Raw genomic sequence first — 22,085 nt, 5'->3', positions numbered from 1 at the left:
ACCTCATAGGATAGAGTAATGTGGGGTGATTTGGATGAGTACTTGGTTAAAAGCCGGTATTTTACTATATCTTTCGCTTCTGTTCTTTGGGAGTTTCATAGCAATTGGAGTAGTTTGGACAGGTGCACTTGATGATAAATTCCCCTTTATAGATGACATAAAGATTTTCCTTTATTATTTCTTCGCGGGATCCATTGGAGGTTCACTTCGCCATTTATATATGTTCTGTTCGCACTATATGAAAGATGAATTGAATGAATATCGACAATGGATTATGTACTTCTTTTATCCAATCTTTGCTACCGGTACAGCAATAGTAGCAGTTACCTTAATCCAAAGTGGAATCTTACTAATCGAGTTCGTCGACTTTGACGATACTCCATATGCACAAATAAGCTTCGCCTTCTTTGTGGGATTTGGATTCAACCGGTTCGTAAACAAACTAAACGCCCTATCCAAAGACATGTTCAAAACCAATCAGCAGCAAACAATAAACACCGAAGAAAAAACTGAAAAACAGCCAGAGTCCCAATAAATAATGGGATTCTGGCGGTGACAGGCACCATTTATACATTTTCGCCTATTTATGCAGCGTTTTGTGTATATGAAAGTTATTATTCTATGTATATGTTTTATTTTCATACATACATATTAACGATTTTCGAAAATTAAGGAGATGGTAACTTTTGTGGAATCATCAAGGGTATCAGAATTGGCCGCTAAATCTATATAGTTACTATGTGGGCTATAATCCGCCAACTTCGGTAAATCCTTATGCCAGGTTTCCGAATATTCATAGTCAGGCATTCCTAAGTCCTTTTACGTATGTGGTAGGAGATGTGACGATTCAGAAAAATACGTATGTAGGTCCATTTGTTAGTATCCGTGCCGATGAGGGGACTCCGTTTTTTATTGGCAGTAATAGTAATCTTCAGGATGGTGTGATTTTACATGGCTTAAAAAATAAGTATTTTGAAATGAACAACAAACATTACTCTATATATTTAGGGAATCGGGTTTCTTGTGCGCATGGGTCCTTGATACATGGACCATGCAGGGTGGATGACAATGTTTTTATTGGTTTTAAAGCAATTGTATATAATGCAATTGTTGGGGAAGGAAGTTTTATTTCCTCCGGTGCAGTGGTTACAAATGGAGTGGTACTGAAACCAAATAGCTTTGTGCCACCTGGTGCAAACATTGATACACATGAAAAAGCCAATGTTTTAGCCACTGTACCTAAAACAGAGGAAGAGTTTGCGAAAGCGGTACAGCGTGTGAATGCAGAATTCCCTGCAGCATATTCCTTGTATTTTGGGAAAAATAAGTGTTCGTGCGGTCTAGCTTGTTAGGAAACATGAAAACAACAATGCAAATCTGTATATCTAATAATAATCGTCAAAAAGCCCTCAGTGCACTCACTGGAGGGCTTTTTTTGTCAGAAACAGTTCACAATATAGACATATATTATCGAAATTTTCAAAATACTTTTCGACATTAATTGGAAGTTATCTAGTGTTATTCTATTCCGAGTAGTATTAATAGTGAAATTTACAGTGAATTTTGTAAGATTTAGTTAGAAATAGTCGACTTTTTTGATTTTTCAATAAATAATTTGTTTGGTAAAATAAAAATACAATCACAAAATATATAGAATAGACGATTTTAATAGATAAAAAGAGTAGAAATGTGTAGAAGTATCTTTAGAAGATTTCTAATTGTAGGAATAGACAGGAGGGCTTTTTATGTATTTCAAAGTTAGTTTCTGGAGAAGGTTAACCAAAAAACAGAAGTTACGATTACTAAAACAAAAAGCTCACGTTAATTTAATCAGTAAAGGATTTATTGCATAAGTGGCAATGCCAGTTTAATTAGAATAATTAATAGTAAACGAAATTACCGTCTTACAATACTAGACGGTATTTTTATGTTAGTTTCTAATATATCGTAGCCTTTACCAAGAGATTCCCAACATGGTACGATAAGGTTGATAATATTTTTATAATCACTCAGTAATGAAAAGAAAGTTGGAGTAATTGAAATGGTAGATGTAGTAACAGAAATAATGATTAACTGTCCTATTTCACAAGTATCAGAGTATGCATCGAATCCTGATCATGCTCCAGAATGGTATGTTAATATCCATTCAGCGGAGTGGAGATCACCAAAACCACTCGCGATAGGTTCGCAAATTGCGTTTAAAGCAAAGTTTCTCGGTCGAGAACTTGCTTATGTGTATGAAATTGTTGAACTTATTCCAGGAAAGAAACTAGTGATGAAAACTGCCCAAGGCCCTTTTCCTATGGAGACCACCTATACATGGCAAGTGATGGATGCAAATCGAACGAAAATGACATTAAGAAACACAGGGAATCCTACTGGATATAGCAAGATAATGTCTCCTTTCATGGCCACAATGATGAGAAAAGCCAACATGAAGGATTTAAAAAAAATTAAAGACATCCTTGAAAATAATTAATAAATACAAAAACACCGTCCAAAATATACGGTGTTTTTGTATTAGCCAATTAATATTTTCTCTTCTGCATATTTAACCTTCGCTTCTTTTCGAGGATTCAATAAAGCAAATGCCATGGTTAAGGGACCAAGTCTTCCTATAAACATCATAATGGTAATTAATATCCTTCCAAATGGAGAGAGTTCTGGTGTGAAATTTGCTGACAATCCTACGGTTCCAAAGGCTGAAATGGTTTCAAATAGTAGTTTACTCATAACCGCTTTTTCAGTAAAAGTTAGCAAAAAGAAAATTAGAAAGATAAAAAATATCGCAGCTACCACGATTGATAATGATTTATTTACCAATTCCCAAGAAATTCTTCTTTTAAATAAGTTCACATTGTCTCGATTTGTCACCACTGCCCAAAAAGCCAAAATAATGATAGCAAAGGTAGTTACTTTAATTCCACCACCAGTCGATCCAGAAGATGCTCCTATAAACATCAGTGCCATCATAAAAACAAGCGAGGAGAGATTCATGGCTCCAATATCAATCGTATTAAAACCAGCAGTCCTGGTTACCACTCCTTGAAAATAGGAAGCCCAAAGCTTATCTTCAAACGCAAGGTTTCCAATAGTTGAAGAATTATTATACTCAGAAACCAAGATAATAAGGAATCCTGCAATATTTAAGAAGAGTGACATGAGTAGTGCTACTTTAGAATGCAGCGATAGTTTACGAAAAGATTTCTTAGCCCATAAATCAAGAATAACGGTAAACCCAATACCTCCTGTAATGAACAGAGAAGTGATGGCGATGTTTACCGTAGGGTCACCTACCCATTTACTTAAATTATCAGGTTCTAGCCCGAAACCAGCATTATTGAAGGCGGAAATGGAATGGAAGATTCCATAATAAATGGCTTTCCCAAACGGCATTTCAAATGACCAGCGAATCGCTAAAGCAGTAGCTCCCAGCAATTCAACTATAAATGTTATAAGAATGATTCGCTTAACTAAGGTGACAACACCCGCTAGAGAAAATACATTGAGTGAATCTTGCAGCAGTAAGCGTTCCTTTAATCCGATTTTTTTCCCTAAGATAATGAACATAAATATTCCTGTCGTCATAAATCCCCAGCCGCCAACTTGAATCAAGCAAAGGAGGACAATCTCTCCAAACAAGGTAAAAGTTGTTCCCGTATCGACAACCGCCAACCCAGTAACACAAACAGCTGATGTTGCCTCAAATAAAGCATCAATGAAGCTTAGTCCACGTCCCTCTTCATAAGTAGCAATCGGCAGCATAAAAAGGATAGTCCCCAATAATATTAGAGATCCGAAGCCCAATACAAGTATTTGAGCAGGGTGCAATCTAATCATTTTCCCTTTTCTTTTATAAATATCCACTCATACACTCTCCCTCAATAACCCGTCATCAAGAACTGATATTGGTAATAATAACAAAAAGAATGCTGAGTTGGTAGTTATTCCCGAGGGTTCTTTTTACCTAAAAAACAAGTGTCTTTATTTTGGTAAGGCATAAGAATTCTTGGTATGATAGTTTACAATAGATTTAAAAGTTGAAAATGGAGGCATTTTAATGTACAGCTTTAAGAACGATTACAGCGAAGGGGCACATCCTAGAATATTGAATGCATTACTCGAAACAAACCTGGAGCAGGACGAAGGGTATGGGGAAGACCGATATTCACGGCAAGCCATTGATCTTATCAAGGAAAAAATCGGTAGAAATGATGTTGATATTCATTTCTTATCTGGCGGAACACAAACCAACCTTATTGCGATTTCGGCATTCCTTAGACCACATGAAGCAGCAATCGCCGTAAGCAGCGGACATATTCTCGGGCATGAGACAGGTGCCATTGAGGCAACTGGTCATAAAATACTATCTGTTGAGGGGAAAGATGGAAAACTTTCACCCGCCGATTTACAGGGAGTCCTCGACGGTCATCCAGATGAACACATGGTGAAGCCGAAATTAGTATACATATCAAACTCTACTGAGATAGGTTCCATTTATACAAAAAGCGAACTACAGGAGTTACATGATTTCTGCCAACGTAATCAACTCATTTTATATATGGACGGTGCAAGACTCGGTTCTGCGTTATGTTCAGAAGAGAATGACCTTCAGTTGAGCGATCTCCCAAGGCTGGTGGATGCTTTCTATATTGGCGGAACGAAGAATGGAGCGCTGATCGGAGAGGCATTAGTCATTTGTCGTGATGCCTTAAAAGAGGACTTTCGTTATCATATTAAGCAAAAAGGGGCGCTTCTCGCAAAAGGAAGATTGATGGGTATCCAGTTTCTTGAGCTTTTCCGGGATAATTTGTTCTTTGATTTGGCTAAGTATGCCAATAAGATGGCGGGCAAGATTAGGGAAGAGCTCGTGAAAGCGAATGTAGAGTTTCTGACCCACTCCCCATCCAATCAGATTTTTCCAATTCTAACGAATGCTGCCATCAGCGAATTGCAAAAAAACTATGCCTTTCATATATGGGAGAAGGTAGATTCTGATTCATCCGCTATTCGCTTCGTAACCTCGTGGGCAACTAAAGAGGAAGAGGTAAATAGTCTTATAGAAGATTTGAAAAAGATCTTGTAACTTTTTGGAGTAATTAGAAAGGATACAAAAATTTTGTATCCTTTTTTATGTGGATTTATCTTATTCAAAAATAACCATTTCTTGCTAATTGTCACTCGTAATTCACAGATATCTTCATTTTAATCCCTTATAAAAATAGCTGGGAATATTTTTTTTACATAAGTTTGTGAAATATTGAACAAATAATAAAGGAGGAATTGGATGAAGTACAATCATTTATTTTCAAAAGGAAGAATTGGGGATCTGGTATTGAAAAATCGAGTCATCATGCCTGCGATGGGAACCAATCTCGGCGGTCCTAATGGAGAGGTCACTGACCATCAAATTGCCTACTATGAAGAACGAGCAAAAGGTGGAACTGGGTTAATTATCGTGGAATACACGTCCATTGATTATGACTATGGCAGATCCACTTTTAATCAATTAAGGATTGATGAAGACCGTTTCATACCGGGAATCCATCGGTTGGCGGTTGCTGTACAGAAATACGGAGCCAAACTATTTGTACAACTACAACATTCTGGAAGAGAAACCTCTACACATATTTTAGGAGGGGGGAGACAAATTGTTGCACCTAGTCCTGTTACATGTGCAGCCATTGGGGAGGAACCAAGAGAATTAACCAATGCTGAGGTAAGAGAGACCATTAATAAATTTGTAATGGGTGCATTAAGATGTAAACGTGCTGGTGCAGATGGTGTGGAGTTACATGGCGCTCACGGCTACTTGATCAACCAATTCCTCAGTCCGAACACGAATTTAAGAAATGATGAATATGGTGGCAGTTTTGAAAATAGAATGAGGTTTGTTGAGGAAATCGTTGTCGGTATAAAGGAAAAATGCGGTCATGATTTTCCAGTTAGCATACGCTTAAGTGTAGATGAATTTGAAGAAGGCGGAACCACGATTGAATTAAGTGAGAAAATTTCCATTTCCTTGGAAAAAATCGGAGTAGACGCTATCCACGCTAGCTGTGGAAACTATAATTCCATGGATAAAATGGTTGAATCAATGATGTTTGAACAAGGCTGGCGAGTGTATCTGGCAGAAGCAATGAAAAAAGTTGTGGATATCCCTGTCATTACAGTGGGAGTTATTCGTGAACCAGAATTTGCTGAGAAGGTTTTGGCAGAAGGAAAGGCAGACTTTATTGCAATGGGACGTTCCCACCTTGCGGATCCTGAATGGGCGAAAAAAGCATTGGAAAGCAGGGAAAATGAAATTCGCAAGTGTATTTGCTACTTAAATTGTACGAGAGGAGGCCCCCATGTTTCGTGCTCCTTAAACGTTAGAACAGGCAGAGAACTAGAGTTTAGAGAACTCAAGCCTATCGACGAAAAACGAAATGTAGCAATTGTAGGCGGCGGTCCAGGTGGAATGGAGGCTGCGAGAGTTTTAACCTTAAAAGGCTATAATGTAACGATTTTCGAAAAGGACATCAAGCTTGGCGGCCAATTAAATCTAGTAACACAGCCAAAAGCACAAGAGAAAATGAACTGGATGATTCAATATCATACCAATGAAATGGAAAGATTAAACGTTGATGTTCGGCTTAATACTGGAGCTTCGATTGAAAAAGTCAAAGCGTTGGATCCATTTGCAATCTTTCTTGCGACAGGTGCCAAACCAATTATTCCAAAAGTGGATGGGGTAAATCACCCGATGGTTTGTGATTACGAAGATGTTTTATTACATCGAAAAGATTTTACACATAAAAAGATTGTAGTCGTAGGAAGTGGGATGGTTTGTTATAGCGTAACGAGCCAGCTCGCTTCTAGAGGAAATGATGTTGTGCTGGTGGAAGTTCCAACAGAAACAGGCAGCAAAGTTACACCACCTACCAGAATGATGCTAATCAATCGTTTGAAAAAAGCGAACGTTGAGATTATTGAAAATCATAAAGTAGCCAACATCCTTCCACATTCAATGATGATTATGAATAGTCTGGACGAACAGCGTGAAATCATTGTGGACCATGTTGTGTTCTCGATGGGAACAGAGTCTTTTAATCCTTTAGAAGAAATGTATAGCCAACATTTTGATAACGTTTTTGTCATCGGTGACGCCATTAATCCTGGCTCAATTACGAATGCGATAAAAGATGGATTTGAAAAGTCATATGTACTTGAATCACTGGTTATTCAAAATAAAGAATCGAAGGTATTGTCAGAGGTATTTTGATCCAAGATGCAGGAAGAATATGTTCATTAATAAAAGCAGCGGATTTCAAATCTTGAAATCCGCTGCTTTTATTATGTGAATATGGGAGTGTTACAGAGATGGATGGAATGAACAAAGTGGATTATTTCTGGAGATAGTAGGAGGTAATGATTTAATGCATTACATAATGATACAAATTGGAATCAAGATCACAATCCTAACCAGAAACTCACGCATGCAATCCACTCCTTCAAAAAGATCCTTACTAACTTCAGTATAGAAGTGGATTATTAAGATACAGTTTATGAATTGTAAATTTATTGTCAATTTTAGTCCGGTTTAAAATTCTAACAAGATATCCCAAGGAATCATCTCCTAAATGAAGTAAATAATAAACAGAGGTTATTTTTAGAAAATGGGTGAAAACGCAAATGGGAGAAAATGCATTGAAGAGTAAACGTAAAGGATTATCTGCTTGGCAACTGACAATGATGGCGTTAGGAAGCGTTATTGGAGGTTCTTTTTTCCTAGGTTCATCGGTAGCCATTAATGCAGCAGGACCATCAATATTATTATCGTATATTTTAGCCGGAGTCTTGGTATATCTTATTTTATATGCTTTGTCTGAAATGACCGTCGGAGCACCTACAGTGGGATCATTTAGTACTTTTGCAGCAAGAGAACTTGGCCGGGGAACGGGATTTGTCGTCGGTTGGCTTTATTGGACGGGGACAGTTTTATCGATGTCGAGTGAAGCAACAGCGATTTCACTTTTAGTTCGCGAATGGTACCCAAATATCTCAATTGCTTTGTTAGGTGGCTCGATTATTGTCGCTGTTACACTACTAAATTTATTAGGTGCCGATAAAATAGGGAAACTGGCTGGTGGTCTATCTGCAGTAAAAATCTTTGCGATTATCTTTTTTATCATCACAGCATTGGTGTTAATTTTAGGATTCATGCCTGGAACTCCAGCAATTGGTGCTGGAGAGTTAGCGAGGGAACCACTAATGCCTGGTGGAGTACAAGGGATTGCTGGTAGTATGTTACTGGTGGTTTTTGCATATGCAGGCTTTGAAATCATTGGCTTAGCAGCGACCGAAGCAGACAATCCAACTGAGACAATCCCTAAAGCGATTCGTTATACGGTTTTTTCTCTAGTCGGTTTGTATGTACTTTATGCTGCAGTCCTGTTACCACTCATTCCTACAGCAGACCTTAGTGAAAATGTTAGTCCGATGGTTGCTTCCTTAAATCGGTGGGGAATTGGCTGGGCAGGTACAGCGCTTAATTTGGTGTTAATTTCAGCTATTCTCTCAGCCATGCTGGCATGTATTTTTGGACTTGGACGAATGATTCGCTCTCTATCTGATGAAGGTCATGCTCCAAATTGGCTTAAGGACAAGAGAGATGTTCCATACCGTGGCATTTTATTTTCTGGACTTTCCATGCTGATAGGATTGTTTTTTGGTTTGTTATTTCCAAGGGCCTATTTGGTTTTGATTACATCAGGTGGATTTGCCTTAATTTTCACTTATGCTGTCATCATGGCAAGTCATATTCGTTTTCGAAAAAGAGAAGGGTGTCCTCCTGGAGGTATATGTCAGATGCCAGGTTTCCCTTACTCCTCATGGGTCGCATTAATAAGCTTAATTATCGTTTTAATGTGTATGCCGTTCATTCCAGGTCAAACAGCAGGACTAATAACCGGAAGCAGCATGGTCATTGTGTTCTCTCTTATTTACTATGTGATGTATTACCGGAAACGCTATAACGTAGAAGAGACACCAAAAAATGGACTTGCACCAAGTGATTTCCAACCAAGTTTCGCTGTTGAATTCTCAGAAGAGATAGTAGAAAAAGTTGACGAAAGCAACAAGGAAAAATAAACTGAAAGAGGTTTCTTAAAAAATAACAGAGTATTTAAGGGGAAGCAAAAACATGGAACAGAAAGAACCTCTTTTAGCATTTGAATTTGCAGATTCAAATGGAAAAATAAATCCGATTACGTTTCAAAATCCGGTAAGTGTAATTACCGCACATAAAATTGAGGATGTGTTACCAAGTTTTCAGCTTGTCCAAGAGGCTGTTGATAAGGGATATTACGCTGCCGGATTTTTATCATACGAAAGTGCTCCTGCCTTTGATCCTTCCTTTAAGGTGAAAAGTGGGAGTGCTTATCCTTTACTCTGGTTTGGTATATTTAAAAATCCACAGTATGATCAGCCTACTAGCAATGGGGATTTTTCCGTTTCAGAATGGAATCCATCCATTACGATGGAGGCGTACAAGCAAGCTATTACCTCCATAAAAAAATCCATCCAGGCAGGGGATACATACCAAACCAATTATACGATCCGACTCCATTCACAATTTGAAGGCGATGGGCTCGCTTTCTATAATAGGCTTAAAAAAGCACAAAACTCTAATTATTGTGCTTATATACATACTGGACAGCATAGTATTTTGTCTGCTTCACCTGAATTATTTTTTCAACTTGATAATGGAAAAATCACGACCCGGCCGATGAAAGGTACAATCAAAAGAGGGGCATCGTTTGAAGAAGATGGTGCAAATGCGCACTGGCTCTTCCATTCTGAAAAAAATCGTGCAGAAAATCTTATGATTGTCGATTTACTACGAAATGATCTTGGGATGATTGCAGAATCTGGCACGGTTAATGTAGAAAAACTGTTTGAAATAGAACAATACCCAACAGTCCATCAAATGACTTCAACCATCTCAGCCAAGGTATCCGAATCCACGAACATGGTTGATATCTTTAAAGCTCTATTTCCTTGCGGATCGATTACAGGCGCACCAAAGATAAGCACAATGGATATCATCGCCGAATTAGAAGTTGATCCACGTGAGGTTTATTGTGGGGCAATCGGTTACCTAACACCAAACAAGGAAGCTATTTTTAACGTACCCATCAGAACAGTGCTAATTGACCATTTATCTGGGAATGCTGTCTACGGTGTGGGCGGAGGGGTGACTTGGGATTCAACAACGGAAGGTGAATATCTTGAAATCCTTGCGAAAGCAAAGTTGTTAGAAGAGAAACCCACTGAATTCCATTTGTTAGAAAGTTTATTACTAGATCAAGGAGATTACTTTTTATTGGAAGAGCACCTGAAACGACTAGAGAATTCTGCACGATATTTTGGTTTTCTTTTTGAAGGGGAAAAGGTAAGAAATTCATTACTCGAGTATAGAGATTCCCAGCCCAACTGCTTTATAAAGGTACGATTACTTTTAGCGAAAAATGGGAAAGTGACTATTGAGGGTCAGTCTATCACCCAGCAGGCCAGCATTTTGAAGGTAAGCATAGCAGATGAACCAGTCGATAAAACCAATCCATTTCTGTATCATAAAACAACCAATCGTGAGATTTATAGCAAATTTCAAAAGCAAAAGCCATCAGAAGTATTCGATGTGCTGCTATGGAATCAAGACGGGGAATTGACAGAATTTACAAATGGAAATGTTGCTTTGGAAATAAACGGGACTTTATGGACACCTCCAATCGAGAGCGGATTATTAGCTGGAACCTATCGTGATGTGTTACTTAAAACTGGAGAAATAAAAGAAAAAATAATGACAAAATCAGATTTAAAAAAGGCAACAAGAATCTTGTTTATCAATAGTGTCCGAAAGTGGAAAGAGGTTCATTTGCAGGAAAATCTTTCTTTATTAAAAGATATGCATTGATAAAAACGTAATAAGCGTGATACTATGTATCAATCAGTGTGTAACAAATGCGTTTCAAAAAGAGAATAATTTTTCATGAATTAGTCGATTGGTTTGATTTAAAATCAGTCGGCTTTTTAGTTTCCTGACACTTACCTCCTGTAAGTTTAAGAATATCTTAAGGATTCTATAAATCTTTTCTTAAGTTTTTGTATGTATAGTGGAAACAGAAGAGTTTTCTTAAGTACTTAGTAGGAGGCTAATGATGACAGAAAAACAGGTGTATATTCTTTTAACGAACACTGGTTCGTTACTAACAAAATTAATAAAGCTATATACGAAAAAACCATATAATCATTCATCGATAGCCTTTGATCAACATTTATCAGAGGTTTATAGCTTTGGGAGAAAAACAGCCCGAAATCCATTTATTGGAGGATTTGTTAAGGAAGATGTCAGAATGGGTTTATTTAAACATGCCGATTGTGCTATTTATTCCATTACTGTTTCAGAAAGTCAACTTCAAAATTTGCGACACTATTTACAAGAAATCGAAGCACAACAGAAACAGTATCGCTATAATTTTTTAGGGTTATTCGGTGTTATGTTCAATAGACCACTCAAAAGAAAAAATGCTTTCTTTTGTTCTCAGTTTGTTGCTTATATATTAAATAAATCTACGATCATGAAATTTGAAAAGCCATTGGGTCTTATTGCCCCTTATGATTTACAATGTGTTTCCAATCTTCACTTGGTTTATGAAGGCAAGCTAAAGGATTACCAGAATGAAAATAAAGCTGAAATGGTTTGTTATCCCGTAACAGAAAAAGGTGTGTTTTCTCCTAGTTTGTTATATTTGCGTTAATTTACAATTATGCAGGTTTCCTACCGCCTTTTGTGGAATTGTAGTATGGAGGTTCTATCAATTTGGGAGGTATATGAAATGTCAATTTACGCTTATCAAGCAGAGCTTTCAAATGGAGAAAGTATTAGCTTAGAGGATTTTAAAGGAAAGGTATTGGTCATAGTTAACACTGCAAGTAAATGTGGTTTAACACCGCAATATGAGGGTCTTGAAAGATTATTTAGAAATTATAAAGATCAAGGTTTTTCCGTTTTAGCATTTCCATGTAATCTGTTTGGCGGGCAAGAACCTGGCAGTGATGAAGAAATTCAAGAATTTTGCTCCATCAATTATGATGTGAGTTTCCCAATCTTTAAAAAAGTTGATGTAAACGGTGAGGATACCCATCCACTATATCGTTATTTACGTGAGCAGGCACCTGAGGATAGTAACATGGATACTAGTAGTATGCTATATCAACATTTAAATAAAAATCTTCCACAAATTCTTGAGAGTTCAGATATTAAGTGGAATTTCACTAAGTTTTTAATTGATCAAAATGGAAATGTCGTGAAACGTTACTTCCCAAGCACATTGCCTGAGGAGATGGAAAAGGATATTAAGAAGTTACTAAAATAGGAATAAAATGAAAGGACCCATGATGGTCCTTTTTATTGTGAGTACCAGCCGCTTTTCATCGAAAATGATATGTACTAGCGATAGATGGAAATGTTACTATATAAACATCTAGAGCAAGAGAGGTAAAAGGAATATGAACAAAACTGAGGTCATTGCACGCAGGATACTAGGATGGAAATTAAATCGATGGGATCGCTGGTATGATCCAGAAAAAGGTGTTTTTATATATGATTTTCAACCTGACGAAAACCCTGATCACGCTTTTTTAATAGTTGAAAGATTAAAAAGCTTTGGATATACATATATGGAAAAAGGGAAATATGAGGTTTGCTTTAATGATGTTTGTGAGACAGGGAAATCGTTAGCAGAGGCCATCACAAACGCAGCATTTTCACTTGCAGATAATACTTCGATTCCGGAAGAGTGGCTATAGAAGTTTGCATAATAGAGGGGGAGAGTTCAAAATGGAAATTATTGAATTACGAGATAGAAATGATCTTTTTGAAGAAGCAATTAAAGTATTTTGGGATGTTTGGGGGAATGAGGATAATTACAAGTTTTATGAAGATTGTATGATTCATTCGATTACTTCTAAAGATCTGCCAAGGTTCTTTGTAGCGCTAGAAAATAGTGAGATTATAGGCACGTATGCTTTATTAAGAAATGATCTTAATAGTCGTCAGGATTTATGCCCGTGGCTTGCATGCTTATTTGTTGATAGAGAATATAGAGGAAAGAAAATAGGGTCAATGCTATTGGATCACGGTCTTAAGGAGGCAGAGAAAAAAGGCTATAAAAAGCTCTATTTAACTTCTGACCTTGAAAACTTTTACGAAAAATATGGATGGAAGAATAATGGTGTAGCATATGGAGTGAGCGGTGGTCATATTAAGGTATATGTAAAGGAAATATAAACTCAGAAACGTACAAAAAGCCCAATGACTAGAATTTATTTCGAACATTGGGCTATTTATACTATTTCTCTATTGCTTCGTGTTTAAAGCCGCTCTGTGTTGCATATACTTCAAACCATTCGTATTTCGGAGATTTGAACCATTCATATCTTGGCAAATACACTAAGTATCTCGTATTGCCTTCAGCATCATAGATAGCTTTAAAGATGGTGACATTTCCAAAACCAAAGGTTCTGTCCAAATATCCTTCCATTCCGTCTCTTATGATACTTTTCTTCTCTTCCTTTTCTTGCTTATGTAACTCCATCACACCATCGATAAACATACTCATTAAGACCAACGTAATTAGAATTAAAACGAAAATAAATAATTTTAACAATCTTACATCCTCCTATTCATTTTTTATATTCTATATAATATTACATCCATAAGACTTCCTAAGGTGTGATAAAAATAACAGGGGAGGTGTTTGTTCAATAATTTTATAAATTCCTGTAGAAAATGAAAAAAGGTCAACACAATGATAGTGCTAACCTTGATTATTGTGATTATTCCCCTTTAATAATTTTGGATCGATCTTCCATTTGTGGCGGTTCCTCGAACCAACCGTTTTTAATCTTAATCTTAATACCTTCTTGTGCGTACGTATAAAGATCTTTGGCTAAGAACATTGTTTTAACGGAAATATCCTTCCTCAAACTAAAATAGGCACCGAAACTATTTCCTACCAGTCCAAATCCATTAAGAAGGTAAATACAGTGCATCATTAGCTTATCAGTAAATGGGGCAACAGTTGATGTCGTAACCGTGCATCCAGAAGTAGCCGAAAACGGGACATCACTCTCAAGAAGAATGTCCTCCATTACTTTGATTTGCTTCTTAGCAAGCTCTTTTCCTTTTACAAAATATTCCTTAACATCTTTATTCTTGGCACATTGGGCAAAACCTGTAATGAGTTGCAGTCCAATATTATTTGTCTCAATTCCATGGTGAAGAATTCCGACCTCAATGTCATTTAAAGCTCGTTTATCCCCAAAAGGATTTAAACCATCCAGGTAGCTTTTACTTTTTATAAATTCATTTGTTGTCGGCATCGTTACTTTTGGAGGTAGAGTAAGGATCCCTTTTTCAAGCAAGTAAAGGGTGGACAATTTATAAATTTTCTGAGTGACTGTTGTTAGTCCCTCATAAATTTGCATAACTTTATCATTATATGCCATATTCATATTAATGGTGTACATTCCCATGCTTACTTCTTTTAATATTCGGACAAACATTACATCGAATCCATTGTCAAATAACTTAGGGACTTCTAAATGAACATCTGCCTTGGTGTAACCAATCGGTTTCACCATTCCTTGTTCCCTAAATATCTGCTCCATTTGAAGTACATAGAAATTCAATTCTTGCCACAAACCACCTAGTATGTTTGTGGCTTGTTGGTCATCAGACTTTTCGATAAAGTGTTCTAACATTCTCATAATAAGGGTCTTTTCTTCGTATGTAAGCCACAGTGTCCCAACTTCTGAAGCGCTTAAAGGATTTGTTAAGATCAATACATGTACCTCCTGTTATGTGTTCAAAAATACGATTTACCTTAATTTCTCCAATTTTGTATAAAAATTACCAATTATGCGAAAAAGTTATTCTAATAAAATATTAATAGTCAAACCTGTCCTTATTTGTATCTTACCTATATATAAAATATGAAAGGAATGGGAACCAGTCAGTTCCATTTTCAAAAAAAAGGGAGATGATAGTATGTTAAAAATAACCCATGCGGCAGGACATGCACTAGTTACACCAGGAAAGCAGTCACCTGATGGTTATAAGGAATGGCAGGTCACGAGTGAGATTGTTGAACTGGTGATGAGGGAACTAGAAAATTATAAAGATGTACTTCAAAAACGGATTGATGATCCTACTGGGAAAATTGATATCCCCCTCAAGAAACGCTGTGAACGAATAAATGGCTGGGATGGAAATGTCCATATCGACTACCATTTAAATGCTTACGGATCTGGTTGGAACAGTGCGGGTGGTACTGAAATCTATACGTATACGACAAAACCAAAAGAGGCTGTTGCTCTTGCCGAAAAAATACAAACCAATCTAGTAAGAGATGTAGGATTTCGTAATCGCGGTGTAAAAGCGGCCAATTTCCAAATGGTACGAGAAACAAAAATGACTGCAATAGTAATAGAATTTGCTTTTATGACCAATCAAAACGAAGCCATGAAAATGAGGACAGCGGAGTACCAGGAAAGAGCAGCAAAAGCAGTTGTGGATGGGCTAGTTTCTCAGTATGGTCTGAAAAAGAACCCAGCCGAATCTCCAGCAAGCATTAGCCTTTATCGTGTACAAGTAGGAGCCTTTACAGATCTTAATAATGCAAAGAACTTGGCTGAAGAGTTGAAAGCAAAAGGATATCCAGCGATTATTGTATAACCTTACTCTATAAGTAGTCATAAATAAATAAAATTCACATCTCTTATAAAGAGGTGTTTTTTTTATGAGAAAGAAGTTTATTTGGTCTATTGTGGTATTTGTTCTGTTAATTTCATTCTATGAAGTTATGGTAAGAGGGAAAACTGTTACCTATATGGGTGAAGATGAGAATTGGCGGATTACGATAAATTCAAAAATAAAAGGACTTAATAGTAGTTACACAGTAGTAGTTAAATATAAAGGGATTGCAGAGATTGAACAGCTCAATTTTAATATACATCCTCATTATGAAGCGGGTTTACCAGTACTAGATAAAGATGGATATTATATTTTTGAATGTAAAAATGAGTGTACCTATTATGATAAAGAATCCAAACTACTTCTATTTATGATTTGGAAGGAAAAGAATCATTCGATAGAGAACATGGATTTTATTGAATTAAGGAAAATGAATAAGTAGTAGGTCTATAAGTCTATTTAATAGTTATAACTTTATATGAAAAAGCATATGATGATTGTGCAAACATTGATCATACATAGAGAAATTTATAGGAGGTTTTTTAATGGACTTTATGAATAGAGTAGCATCAGAATTGAAAGAAATGCTTACGGTTTTTCCACCGCTAAGCCTTCCCGAAGGATTGGAAGCGGCTAGACTAGCTCCCGCATTTCCTATTGAAAAATCTGAAAATGTTACCAATGCAACACGCACTATACCTGGTGGCGATGGCCAAGATATGAAGGTAAAAATATATGAACCCGTATCGAGAAATGCGGAAAAACTTCCAGCACTTTTGTTTATTCATGGTGGCGGGTACGTATTAGGAGATGCGGATGGTTCTGATGGCGACTGCCAGCTCTTTGCTGAGCAGGCACACTGTGTAGTTGTATCGGTTGATTACCGCCTTGCTCCTGAGCATCCATACCCGGCACCACTAGAGGATTGTTATGCTGCATTGGTATGGATGACAAATGCTGCTGAAGAATTGAAGATCGATGTCTCGCGTGTTGCTGTAGCTGGTCAAAGTGCCGGGGGTGGATTGACAGCAGCGCTGAGTTTGTTAGCACGGGATCGTAAGGGTCCGGCGATATCATTCCAAATGCCATTGTACCCGATGATTGATGACCGAAATGTGACACCTTCAAGTTACGAAATTACCGATGAACGTGCGATCTGGAACCGTGGAAACAATTTAGCAGGTTGGAGGATGTATTTAGGAGAACATGCAAATGGAGAAATTTCACCATATGCTGCACCTGCCCGGGCAAAAAACCTTTCTAACCTGCCGCCAACCTTTACTTGTGTTGGTCAATTAGATCCATTCCGCGATGAAACCCTCGAATATGTTGCTAAATTAGCTCAAGCAGGAGTAGCAGTGGAATTTCACCTGTACCCAGGTGCTTACCATGGTTTTGAACTATTGAATCCAACATCCGAAATTGGTAAACAAGCAAGAAATGAATATGTTCAAGCGTTGAAAAAGGCGTTACAGCCTCAACAGGAATCAGTAAGTATATAAAAATTAATTTAGTGCAATGGATTCGTCCATTGCGCTTTTTTGTTTACAGTCTAGCCAATAGAATATTAGAATAATTGAATGCGTTCTCTATTTTTAAATGTGAGGAGGAAAACGAAATGATTGTTGATACAAAAGAATTTACTGTTAATGGTTTACGCTATACCATCAGGTCTGCAATAGAGAAAGATGCAATGGGTTTGTCTGAAGTCCGGGTACAGATTGATGGCGAAACAGAGAATTTAGACAGAGAGCAAGGAGAGGCATACATAGATGAAACAGGATTTAAACAAATAATTAAGGAAGATTCCGAACGGGTCAACCACTTATTTTTAGTTGCTGATGTCAATAATAGAATTGTAGGTTTTTCTAGATGTGAAGGGAACCCATTGAAACGGACCTCTCATAAAGTAGAATTTGGGGTTTGTATTTTAAAAGAATATTGGGGCTTTGGGATTGGCAAAAAGTTCTTAGAAGAATGTATACACTGGGCAGATAAGAATGAAATAATGAAAATCTCCTTAAAAGTTCTAGAGACTAACGAAAAAGCAGTAAAGCTTTATCAAAAATATGGCTTCGAAGTAGAAGGTATTCTTAAAAATGACAAACTTTTATCAGACGGAAAGTACTATAATACCGTGTTAATGGGCAGGTTTAATCAATAGAATTAGCAAGTACTTAGGAGGTGTTTTGAAAAAGTGTTTAAAGTGGATGGTCTAATTTTTGGTGAATTGGATGGTTAAGAATTGTTTCAGCTGCGCTATTATTAATTAGTATAAGCACTAATAAAAAAATACGAGGTGCAGCATGGAAATATTATCAGTATTAGTTATATTAATTCTAATTATTGCTGTTGTTTTAACCCTGATATTAACGGGGAAGCCTGATGAAAACTACAGTACTTCTACCAAAAGAAATACAACCAATTTGACCTTAATATATGTGGTGATTATTTTTATAGCATTGGTTGCACTTGGAATCTACATTTGGTTAATTTAATAATTGGTAAAAAGGATCAGAATAAATCCTGATCCTTTTTATTTCTTTGAAACAGCTTTAAGAGCTAGCGCAAACCTTCTAATTCCTTCATTAATATCTTCTTCTTTTTCCCGTGAAAAGGTAAAACGGACAAAACCTTTCTCAGATCCCATTGTTGATCCTGGTACATAGATAACGCCTCTTTTAATGGATTCTTCAAGCAATTGAATCTCATTAACATCGTTTTTCTTTATCCCGCACCAGATATGAATTCCGCCTTCGGGTATAAAAAAATTGACCTGATCTTTTAAATAGGTTTGAAGGCTGTTTACAATTTGGTTTCTTCTATTTTCTAACTGATTTACTAAATTCTTTATATGAGATTCAAAACCGTTGGAATCAATAAAATCATTCGCTATCCATTGCGTGTAACTGGCGTGTCCAAAATCAACTTGCTGTTTGGCATCTGATAACCTTTCGATAACCGCATTAGGTCCGATAATCCAACCTATTCGTAAGCCAGAAGCAACGATTTTTGTTAGAGAACTAATATATAAAACATTCCCATAATAATCTAATGATTTGAGGGTTTGAATTTTTTCTCCATTAAAAGAGGTTAAACTGTACGGATCATCCTCAACAATGGGAATTCCATATTCAGATGATAGTTCAAGTACCTTTTTGCGCCTTTCTTCAGACATCAAAGTCCCGGTAGGATTTTGAAAAATAGGATTTAAAAAAATCATCCGGATTCTATGTTTTTTATACAGTGCAGTGATATCATTGGGATTTATTCCATTCTCATCTCCCGTTAAATCATATGTTTTGATTCCTGCTGATTTAAAAACAGGTAGATTGTAATGATAGGAAGGATTTTCAATCGCCACAGCGTCTCCAGGTTTTAATAAACATTGTACAACCAGATGCAAAGCTTGTTGGGCACCTGATGTAACCAGTATGGAGGATGGATTCGTTTCGATTCCACGAAACTGCTTTACATGGTCCGTAAGGGTTTGCCTGAGGACTGCATTGCCCTGGGGATGGTCATATCCTAATGATCCAATAAAGGAGCGATTAGAAGTAATCTCTCGTAATGAATTCATCGGAAAGAGATCCTGAGATAATTCTCCACTAGCTAAATTAATTAAGCTGTGCTCAGCCATTTCTTTGTGTATTCTTTGCGTTACAGGCAAATTTGGTAAAAATGAACCTGCCTCAATGTATCGGTTCCAACTTGGGATCCGTTTCTTAGAAATTCCCCAAATATCTTTATTGATTGTTGTTCCGCTGCCTCTATTTCGATTAATCAGACCTTGGGATTCCAATTCGTCATAAGCAGCAATCACCGTGCTTCTGTTTACGCCAAGTTCAGCAGACAAACCTCTTTCGGAAGGTAATGGTTTATCAGGCGGAAAAGTTCCATCACCGATTCCGGTCTCAATATATAAAGCAAGTTGTTTATAAATCGGGATTTTAGATGTTCTATCCGGTTTCCAATCCATTTCTTACATCCTTTGTATTCATTTAGGTATCTTCATAAATATTGTATACTTTTTTATTTAATAATTCATTTTAAGAAAACAATTCAAGAACATAAAAATGGAAGGGAAAAATAAATAATGGGAAGTGGAAGTTAGGGGATAGCGCAGCGTTTACACCATGGCAGGGGTAAGCACTTTATTCGTGCTTACCAAATAAAACCTCATCTAGAGAAAGGACTCTATGCTTTAACTCATTATTCCAATCTAAAAATCCAATCACCATTTCATTAGCCTCTGTTATCGTCGCATATCGGAAATGCTCATTCCCATTTATCACAAAAGCTTTTTCCTGTTTTGCCTCCATCTTCGCAAAGACACATTCTGTGTACTCAAGTGGTAGAAATTCATCTATACCTTCTGCTGGTCTGCCAACCCATTTAAAAAGGAAATCTTTGATTGCAAATTGCTCAATCATCGATAATTTTTTCTTAAATGTCAGTTTATCTACAGTTATTGTATTCAACTTAATCACTCCTTATTTAGTAGCTAAAGTTTATACTCTCAATTTCCTAACATCAACTCTATTACAGTGACAGAATATTTACATTTTGATTGCAGGCATAGTTCAAGGGAGTGATAGGTTTGAAATTTCCGTTGCGATCTTTGGTGATATGGGTCATTTTTCATTTCAATTTTTCATAAATAACTAAGAAACGTTAAAAAGGGGGGATGGTGTATGCGAGCAAGTTACAGAAGATGGTCAGAATATCCTTACCCAGAGGAAGAAAACCCTCCTCAAGGATCCCCAGAACCAAGAGATTGGCCGATGTTTTTTATTTTTAGAGAAAAAGACAATATTTTCTTAGATCCTTTTCGTCAGCGTATTAATTGGAGTATTAAAAATCCTAATGATATTGATTGGGAGAAAGAATTACCAACGGTAGAGGCAACATTAAAATCATTAACGCCAAGCCAAATACAAATTGCAAAATATTGGGGAATAGTAGAGATAACGGAGAGAATTTCTACTATGACCTGTGATTTAGCTGACAAGCATAGTCTGGGATCACCCGATTTAGCTAGGGTGTTAGGATTTCTTCATGCTTCATTAAATGATGCCTTTGTTATAACCTGGTATTTTAAATACCTTTGGGACGTGGCACGTCCAAACCAATATAGCAAAGACCTAACTCCTGTATTGTCAACCCCTCGTTTTCCGTCCTATCCCTCTGCACACGCTACTGTGGCAGGTTGTGCAGAGGTTCTATTAAGTTATTTTTTTCCTGAAGAGGTATTTGAAATAAAGGGAAGAATGGAATTAAGTGCTCAATCTCGTCTATATGCAGGCGTCCATTTTAAAGTAGATAACGATGAAGGATTAGATTTAGGCAGACAAATTGGTGAAGTGGTTGTGAAAGTTTTAAGAGTGCAAAATGTAAAATTGAGGTAAAAGCGAAGCTTAACGCATCGCTTTTTTAGGCATAGCTTAACTTGTAAGTAATTTTCATAATCTTATATTTATCTATGATTCTGAATTCCAAGTTGGTTACATAATTATAGACAAAAAAGATAGGACAAGGTGATGTTTATTTTTCAAAAATTTATAGCCACTATTATTGGCAGTTTGCTATTAGGAATTGGAGTAAACGGGTTTCTTGTTCCTAATCATTTAATTGATGGTGGAATCCTAGGAATTGCATTAATCCTTCATTATTTCTATCATTTTCAGACAGGAATGACCATGATCGCTTTGAGTGCCCCAATCTGTATATTGTCAATTTTGAGTGAGAAAAGTTATTTTCTTAGCAGTTTGCAGGGATTGTTGGTCTCTTCTTTGTTTATTGATTTGCTCTCACCTCTTCGTCACCAATTTATCATTTCTCAGCTTGGCAGTGCTTTAATAGGAGGAGTCATCATTGGAACCGGAGTTGGTTTGATGCTGCGGTATAAGTCAAGTACTGGGGGAACGGACTTACTCGCAAAAATCATTTCTGGAAGGTTTTCTTTAAATTTAGCACTTGTCATTATACTAATCGATGGAATTATTGTTTTAGCAGGTTTTAGTGTACTGGAAACGGACAGCTTCCTTTATTCTTGTGTCGCTATGACCACTGTTGGAATAACAACTTTTCTGATTGAAAAGAAATATTGAACAAGGGATAAGTCAAAAGGGAACAGCTCATATATATATAATTACTACATTCCTTTAAATTACTGAAGTTATTCGTTGTGCCTATGGGTAAACGCCTAATCTTGGGACAATCGTGATACATAGTATGAGATTGTGGTTATAGAAGACGTAAGAAATTACTGTTTCATTTGAAG

22 protein-coding genes are annotated in these 22,085 nt (G+C 36.8%); 17 read left to right on the top strand and 5 right to left on the bottom strand.

Annotated features, from left to right (window positions below):
* Nucleotides 1-34 precede the first annotated feature (34 nt).
* The 3 genes from QUG14_RS05750 (at nt 35) to QUG14_RS05740 (ending at nt 2,479) form a co-directional block, all read left to right on the top strand.
* Nucleotides 35-535, top strand: a complete 501-nt coding sequence (locus QUG14_RS05750; RefSeq protein WP_289339565.1) for a hypothetical protein — start codon at nt 35-37, stop codon at nt 533-535.
* Nucleotides 536-686: 151 nt separating this feature from the next.
* Nucleotides 687-1,352, top strand: a complete 666-nt coding sequence (locus QUG14_RS05745) for an LbetaH domain-containing protein (RefSeq protein WP_289339564.1) — start codon at nt 687-689, stop codon at nt 1,350-1,352.
* Between the two features lie 689 nt (nt 1,353-2,041).
* Nucleotides 2,042-2,479, top strand: a complete 438-nt coding sequence (locus tag QUG14_RS05740; protein ID WP_289339563.1) for an SRPBCC family protein — start codon at nt 2,042-2,044, stop codon at nt 2,477-2,479.
* A 41-nt stretch (nt 2,480-2,520) separates the two neighbouring features.
* Here the strand turns inward: QUG14_RS05740 and QUG14_RS05735 are convergent, their stop codons facing one another.
* A complete protein-coding gene (locus tag QUG14_RS05735) occupies nt 2,521-3,840 on the bottom strand; it encodes a TrkH family potassium uptake protein (RefSeq protein ID WP_289344077.1) in 1,320 nt (439 codons plus the stop codon).
* A 220-nt stretch (nt 3,841-4,060) separates the two neighbouring features.
* Between QUG14_RS05735 and QUG14_RS05730 the strand changes: the two genes are divergently transcribed.
* The 8 genes from QUG14_RS05730 to QUG14_RS05695 all read left to right on the top strand — a co-directional run bounded on the left by QUG14_RS05730 (nt 4,061) and on the right by QUG14_RS05695 (nt 13,336).
* A complete protein-coding gene (locus QUG14_RS05730; RefSeq protein WP_289339562.1) occupies nt 4,061-5,086 on the top strand; it encodes a threonine aldolase family protein in 1,026 nt (341 codons plus the stop codon).
* Between the two features lie 201 nt (nt 5,087-5,287).
* Nucleotides 5,288-7,267, top strand: coding sequence for an oxidoreductase (locus tag QUG14_RS05725; RefSeq protein WP_289339561.1), 1,980 nt, complete (start codon nt 5,288-5,290; stop codon nt 7,265-7,267).
* Nucleotides 7,268-7,692: 425 nt separating this feature from the next.
* Nucleotides 7,693-9,135, top strand: coding sequence for an amino acid permease (locus tag QUG14_RS05720; RefSeq protein ID WP_289339560.1), 1,443 nt, complete (start codon nt 7,693-7,695; stop codon nt 9,133-9,135).
* 52 nt (nt 9,136-9,187) lie between these two features.
* Nucleotides 9,188-10,960: an aminodeoxychorismate synthase component I gene (pabB, locus tag QUG14_RS05715; RefSeq protein ID WP_289339559.1), complete on the top strand. Its 1,773-nt coding sequence runs from the start codon at nt 9,188-9,190 to the stop codon at nt 10,958-10,960.
* Nucleotides 10,961-11,204: 244 nt separating this feature from the next.
* Nucleotides 11,205-11,804, top strand: a complete 600-nt coding sequence (locus QUG14_RS05710) for a hypothetical protein (RefSeq protein ID WP_289339558.1) — start codon at nt 11,205-11,207, stop codon at nt 11,802-11,804.
* A gap of 78 nt (nt 11,805-11,882) precedes the next feature.
* A complete protein-coding gene (locus tag QUG14_RS05705) occupies nt 11,883-12,422 on the top strand; it encodes a glutathione peroxidase (protein WP_289339557.1) in 540 nt (179 codons plus the stop codon).
* Nucleotides 12,423-12,555: 133 nt separating this feature from the next.
* Nucleotides 12,556-12,855 carry a BC1872 family protein gene (locus tag QUG14_RS05700; RefSeq protein ID WP_289339556.1) on the top strand — a complete coding sequence of 100 codons (300 nt, stop codon included), beginning with the start codon at nt 12,556-12,558 and terminating at the stop codon, nt 12,853-12,855.
* Between the two features lie 31 nt (nt 12,856-12,886).
* Nucleotides 12,887-13,336, top strand: coding sequence for a GNAT family N-acetyltransferase (locus tag QUG14_RS05695; RefSeq protein WP_289339555.1), 450 nt, complete (start codon nt 12,887-12,889; stop codon nt 13,334-13,336).
* Nucleotides 13,337-13,397: 61 nt separating this feature from the next.
* Here QUG14_RS05695 and QUG14_RS05690 read toward each other — a convergent pair whose 3' ends face one another.
* Together QUG14_RS05690 and QUG14_RS05685 are read right to left on the bottom strand one after the other, a co-directional pair.
* Nucleotides 13,398-13,715: a hypothetical protein gene (locus tag QUG14_RS05690; protein ID WP_289339554.1), complete on the bottom strand. Its 318-nt coding sequence runs from the start codon at nt 13,713-13,715 to the stop codon at nt 13,398-13,400.
* A 169-nt stretch (nt 13,716-13,884) separates the two neighbouring features.
* The gene (locus QUG14_RS05685; protein ID WP_289339553.1) at nt 13,885-14,892 is read right to left on the bottom strand and encodes a DUF3231 family protein; all 1,008 of its coding nucleotides are present in this window, start codon (nt 14,890-14,892) and stop codon (nt 13,885-13,887) included.
* Nucleotides 14,893-15,097: 205 nt separating this feature from the next.
* On the opposite strand from QUG14_RS05685, the gene QUG14_RS05680 reads away from it, so the two are divergent.
* From QUG14_RS05680 to QUG14_RS05665, 4 genes are all read left to right on the top strand, one after another.
* Nucleotides 15,098-15,784, top strand: a complete 687-nt coding sequence (locus QUG14_RS05680) for an N-acetylmuramoyl-L-alanine amidase (protein ID WP_289339552.1) — start codon at nt 15,098-15,100, stop codon at nt 15,782-15,784.
* A 64-nt stretch (nt 15,785-15,848) separates the two neighbouring features.
* Nucleotides 15,849-16,244, top strand: a complete 396-nt coding sequence (locus QUG14_RS05675) for a hypothetical protein (protein WP_289339551.1) — start codon at nt 15,849-15,851, stop codon at nt 16,242-16,244.
* Between the two features lie 103 nt (nt 16,245-16,347).
* Complete coding sequence (locus QUG14_RS05670) at nt 16,348-17,304, top strand: alpha/beta hydrolase (protein ID WP_289339550.1); 957 nt, start codon at nt 16,348-16,350, stop codon at nt 17,302-17,304.
* A gap of 116 nt (nt 17,305-17,420) precedes the next feature.
* Nucleotides 17,421-17,966, top strand: a complete 546-nt coding sequence (locus tag QUG14_RS05665) for a GNAT family N-acetyltransferase (RefSeq protein ID WP_289339549.1) — start codon at nt 17,421-17,423, stop codon at nt 17,964-17,966.
* A 372-nt stretch (nt 17,967-18,338) separates the two neighbouring features.
* On the opposite strand, the gene pdxR is transcribed toward QUG14_RS05665, so the two are convergent.
* Together pdxR and QUG14_RS05655 are read right to left on the bottom strand one after the other, a co-directional pair.
* On the bottom strand, nt 18,339-19,781 hold the full coding sequence (gene pdxR, locus QUG14_RS05660) for a MocR-like pyridoxine biosynthesis transcription factor PdxR (RefSeq protein WP_289339548.1): 1,443 nt from the start codon (nt 19,779-19,781) through the stop codon (nt 18,339-18,341).
* Between the two features lie 175 nt (nt 19,782-19,956).
* On the bottom strand, nt 19,957-20,283 hold the full coding sequence (locus QUG14_RS05655) for a hypothetical protein (RefSeq protein ID WP_289339547.1): 327 nt from the start codon (nt 20,281-20,283) through the stop codon (nt 19,957-19,959).
* A gap of 213 nt (nt 20,284-20,496) precedes the next feature.
* Here QUG14_RS05655 and QUG14_RS05650 point away from each other — a divergent pair, with 213 nt between their 5' ends.
* Nucleotides 20,497-21,210: a vanadium-dependent haloperoxidase gene (locus QUG14_RS05650; protein WP_289339546.1), complete on the top strand. Its 714-nt coding sequence runs from the start codon at nt 20,497-20,499 to the stop codon at nt 21,208-21,210.
* 132 nt (nt 21,211-21,342) lie between these two features.
* Nucleotides 21,343-21,912 carry a YitT family protein gene (locus tag QUG14_RS05645; RefSeq protein WP_289339545.1) on the top strand — a complete coding sequence of 190 codons (570 nt, stop codon included), beginning with the start codon at nt 21,343-21,345 and terminating at the stop codon, nt 21,910-21,912.
* Nucleotides 21,913-22,085: the final 173 nt, after the last annotated feature.

Origin of the sequence: Neobacillus sp. CF12 (assembly GCF_030348765.1) — a bacterium.
Lineage (GTDB): Bacteria > Bacillota > Bacilli > Bacillales > Cytobacillaceae > Neobacillus.
This window is presented reverse-complemented; position numbering and strand designations above follow the sequence as displayed.

Coding starts and splice junctions, on each gene's coding strand:
- QUG14_RS05750 (WP_289339565.1), top strand. CDS start 35: ATGAGTACTTGGTTAAAAGCCGGTATTTTACTATATCTTTCGCTTCTG.
- QUG14_RS05740 (WP_289339563.1), top strand. CDS start 2,042: ATGGTAGATGTAGTAACAGAAATAATGATTAACTGTCCTATTTCACAA.
- QUG14_RS05735 (WP_289344077.1), bottom strand. CDS start 3,840: ATGATTAGATTGCACCCTGCTCAAATACTTGTATTGGGCTTCGGATCT.
- QUG14_RS05730 (WP_289339562.1), top strand. CDS start 4,061: ATGTACAGCTTTAAGAACGATTACAGCGAAGGGGCACATCCTAGAATA.
- QUG14_RS05725 (WP_289339561.1), top strand. CDS start 5,288: ATGAAGTACAATCATTTATTTTCAAAAGGAAGAATTGGGGATCTGGTA.
- pabB (WP_289339559.1), top strand. CDS start 9,188: ATGGAACAGAAAGAACCTCTTTTAGCATTTGAATTTGCAGATTCAAAT.
- QUG14_RS05710 (WP_289339558.1), top strand. CDS start 11,205: ATGACAGAAAAACAGGTGTATATTCTTTTAACGAACACTGGTTCGTTA.
- QUG14_RS05705 (WP_289339557.1), top strand. CDS start 11,883: ATGTCAATTTACGCTTATCAAGCAGAGCTTTCAAATGGAGAAAGTATT.
- QUG14_RS05700 (WP_289339556.1), top strand. CDS start 12,556: ATGAACAAAACTGAGGTCATTGCACGCAGGATACTAGGATGGAAATTA.
- QUG14_RS05695 (WP_289339555.1), top strand. CDS start 12,887: ATGGAAATTATTGAATTACGAGATAGAAATGATCTTTTTGAAGAAGCA.
- QUG14_RS05680 (WP_289339552.1), top strand. CDS start 15,098: ATGTTAAAAATAACCCATGCGGCAGGACATGCACTAGTTACACCAGGA.
- QUG14_RS05675 (WP_289339551.1), top strand. CDS start 15,849: ATGAGAAAGAAGTTTATTTGGTCTATTGTGGTATTTGTTCTGTTAATT.
- QUG14_RS05670 (WP_289339550.1), top strand. CDS start 16,348: ATGGACTTTATGAATAGAGTAGCATCAGAATTGAAAGAAATGCTTACG.
- QUG14_RS05665 (WP_289339549.1), top strand. CDS start 17,421: ATGATTGTTGATACAAAAGAATTTACTGTTAATGGTTTACGCTATACC.
- pdxR (WP_289339548.1), bottom strand. CDS start 19,781: ATGGATTGGAAACCGGATAGAACATCTAAAATCCCGATTTATAAACAA.
- QUG14_RS05650 (WP_289339546.1), top strand. CDS start 20,497: ATGCGAGCAAGTTACAGAAGATGGTCAGAATATCCTTACCCAGAGGAA.
- QUG14_RS05645 (WP_289339545.1), top strand. CDS start 21,343: ATGTTTATTTTTCAAAAATTTATAGCCACTATTATTGGCAGTTTGCTA.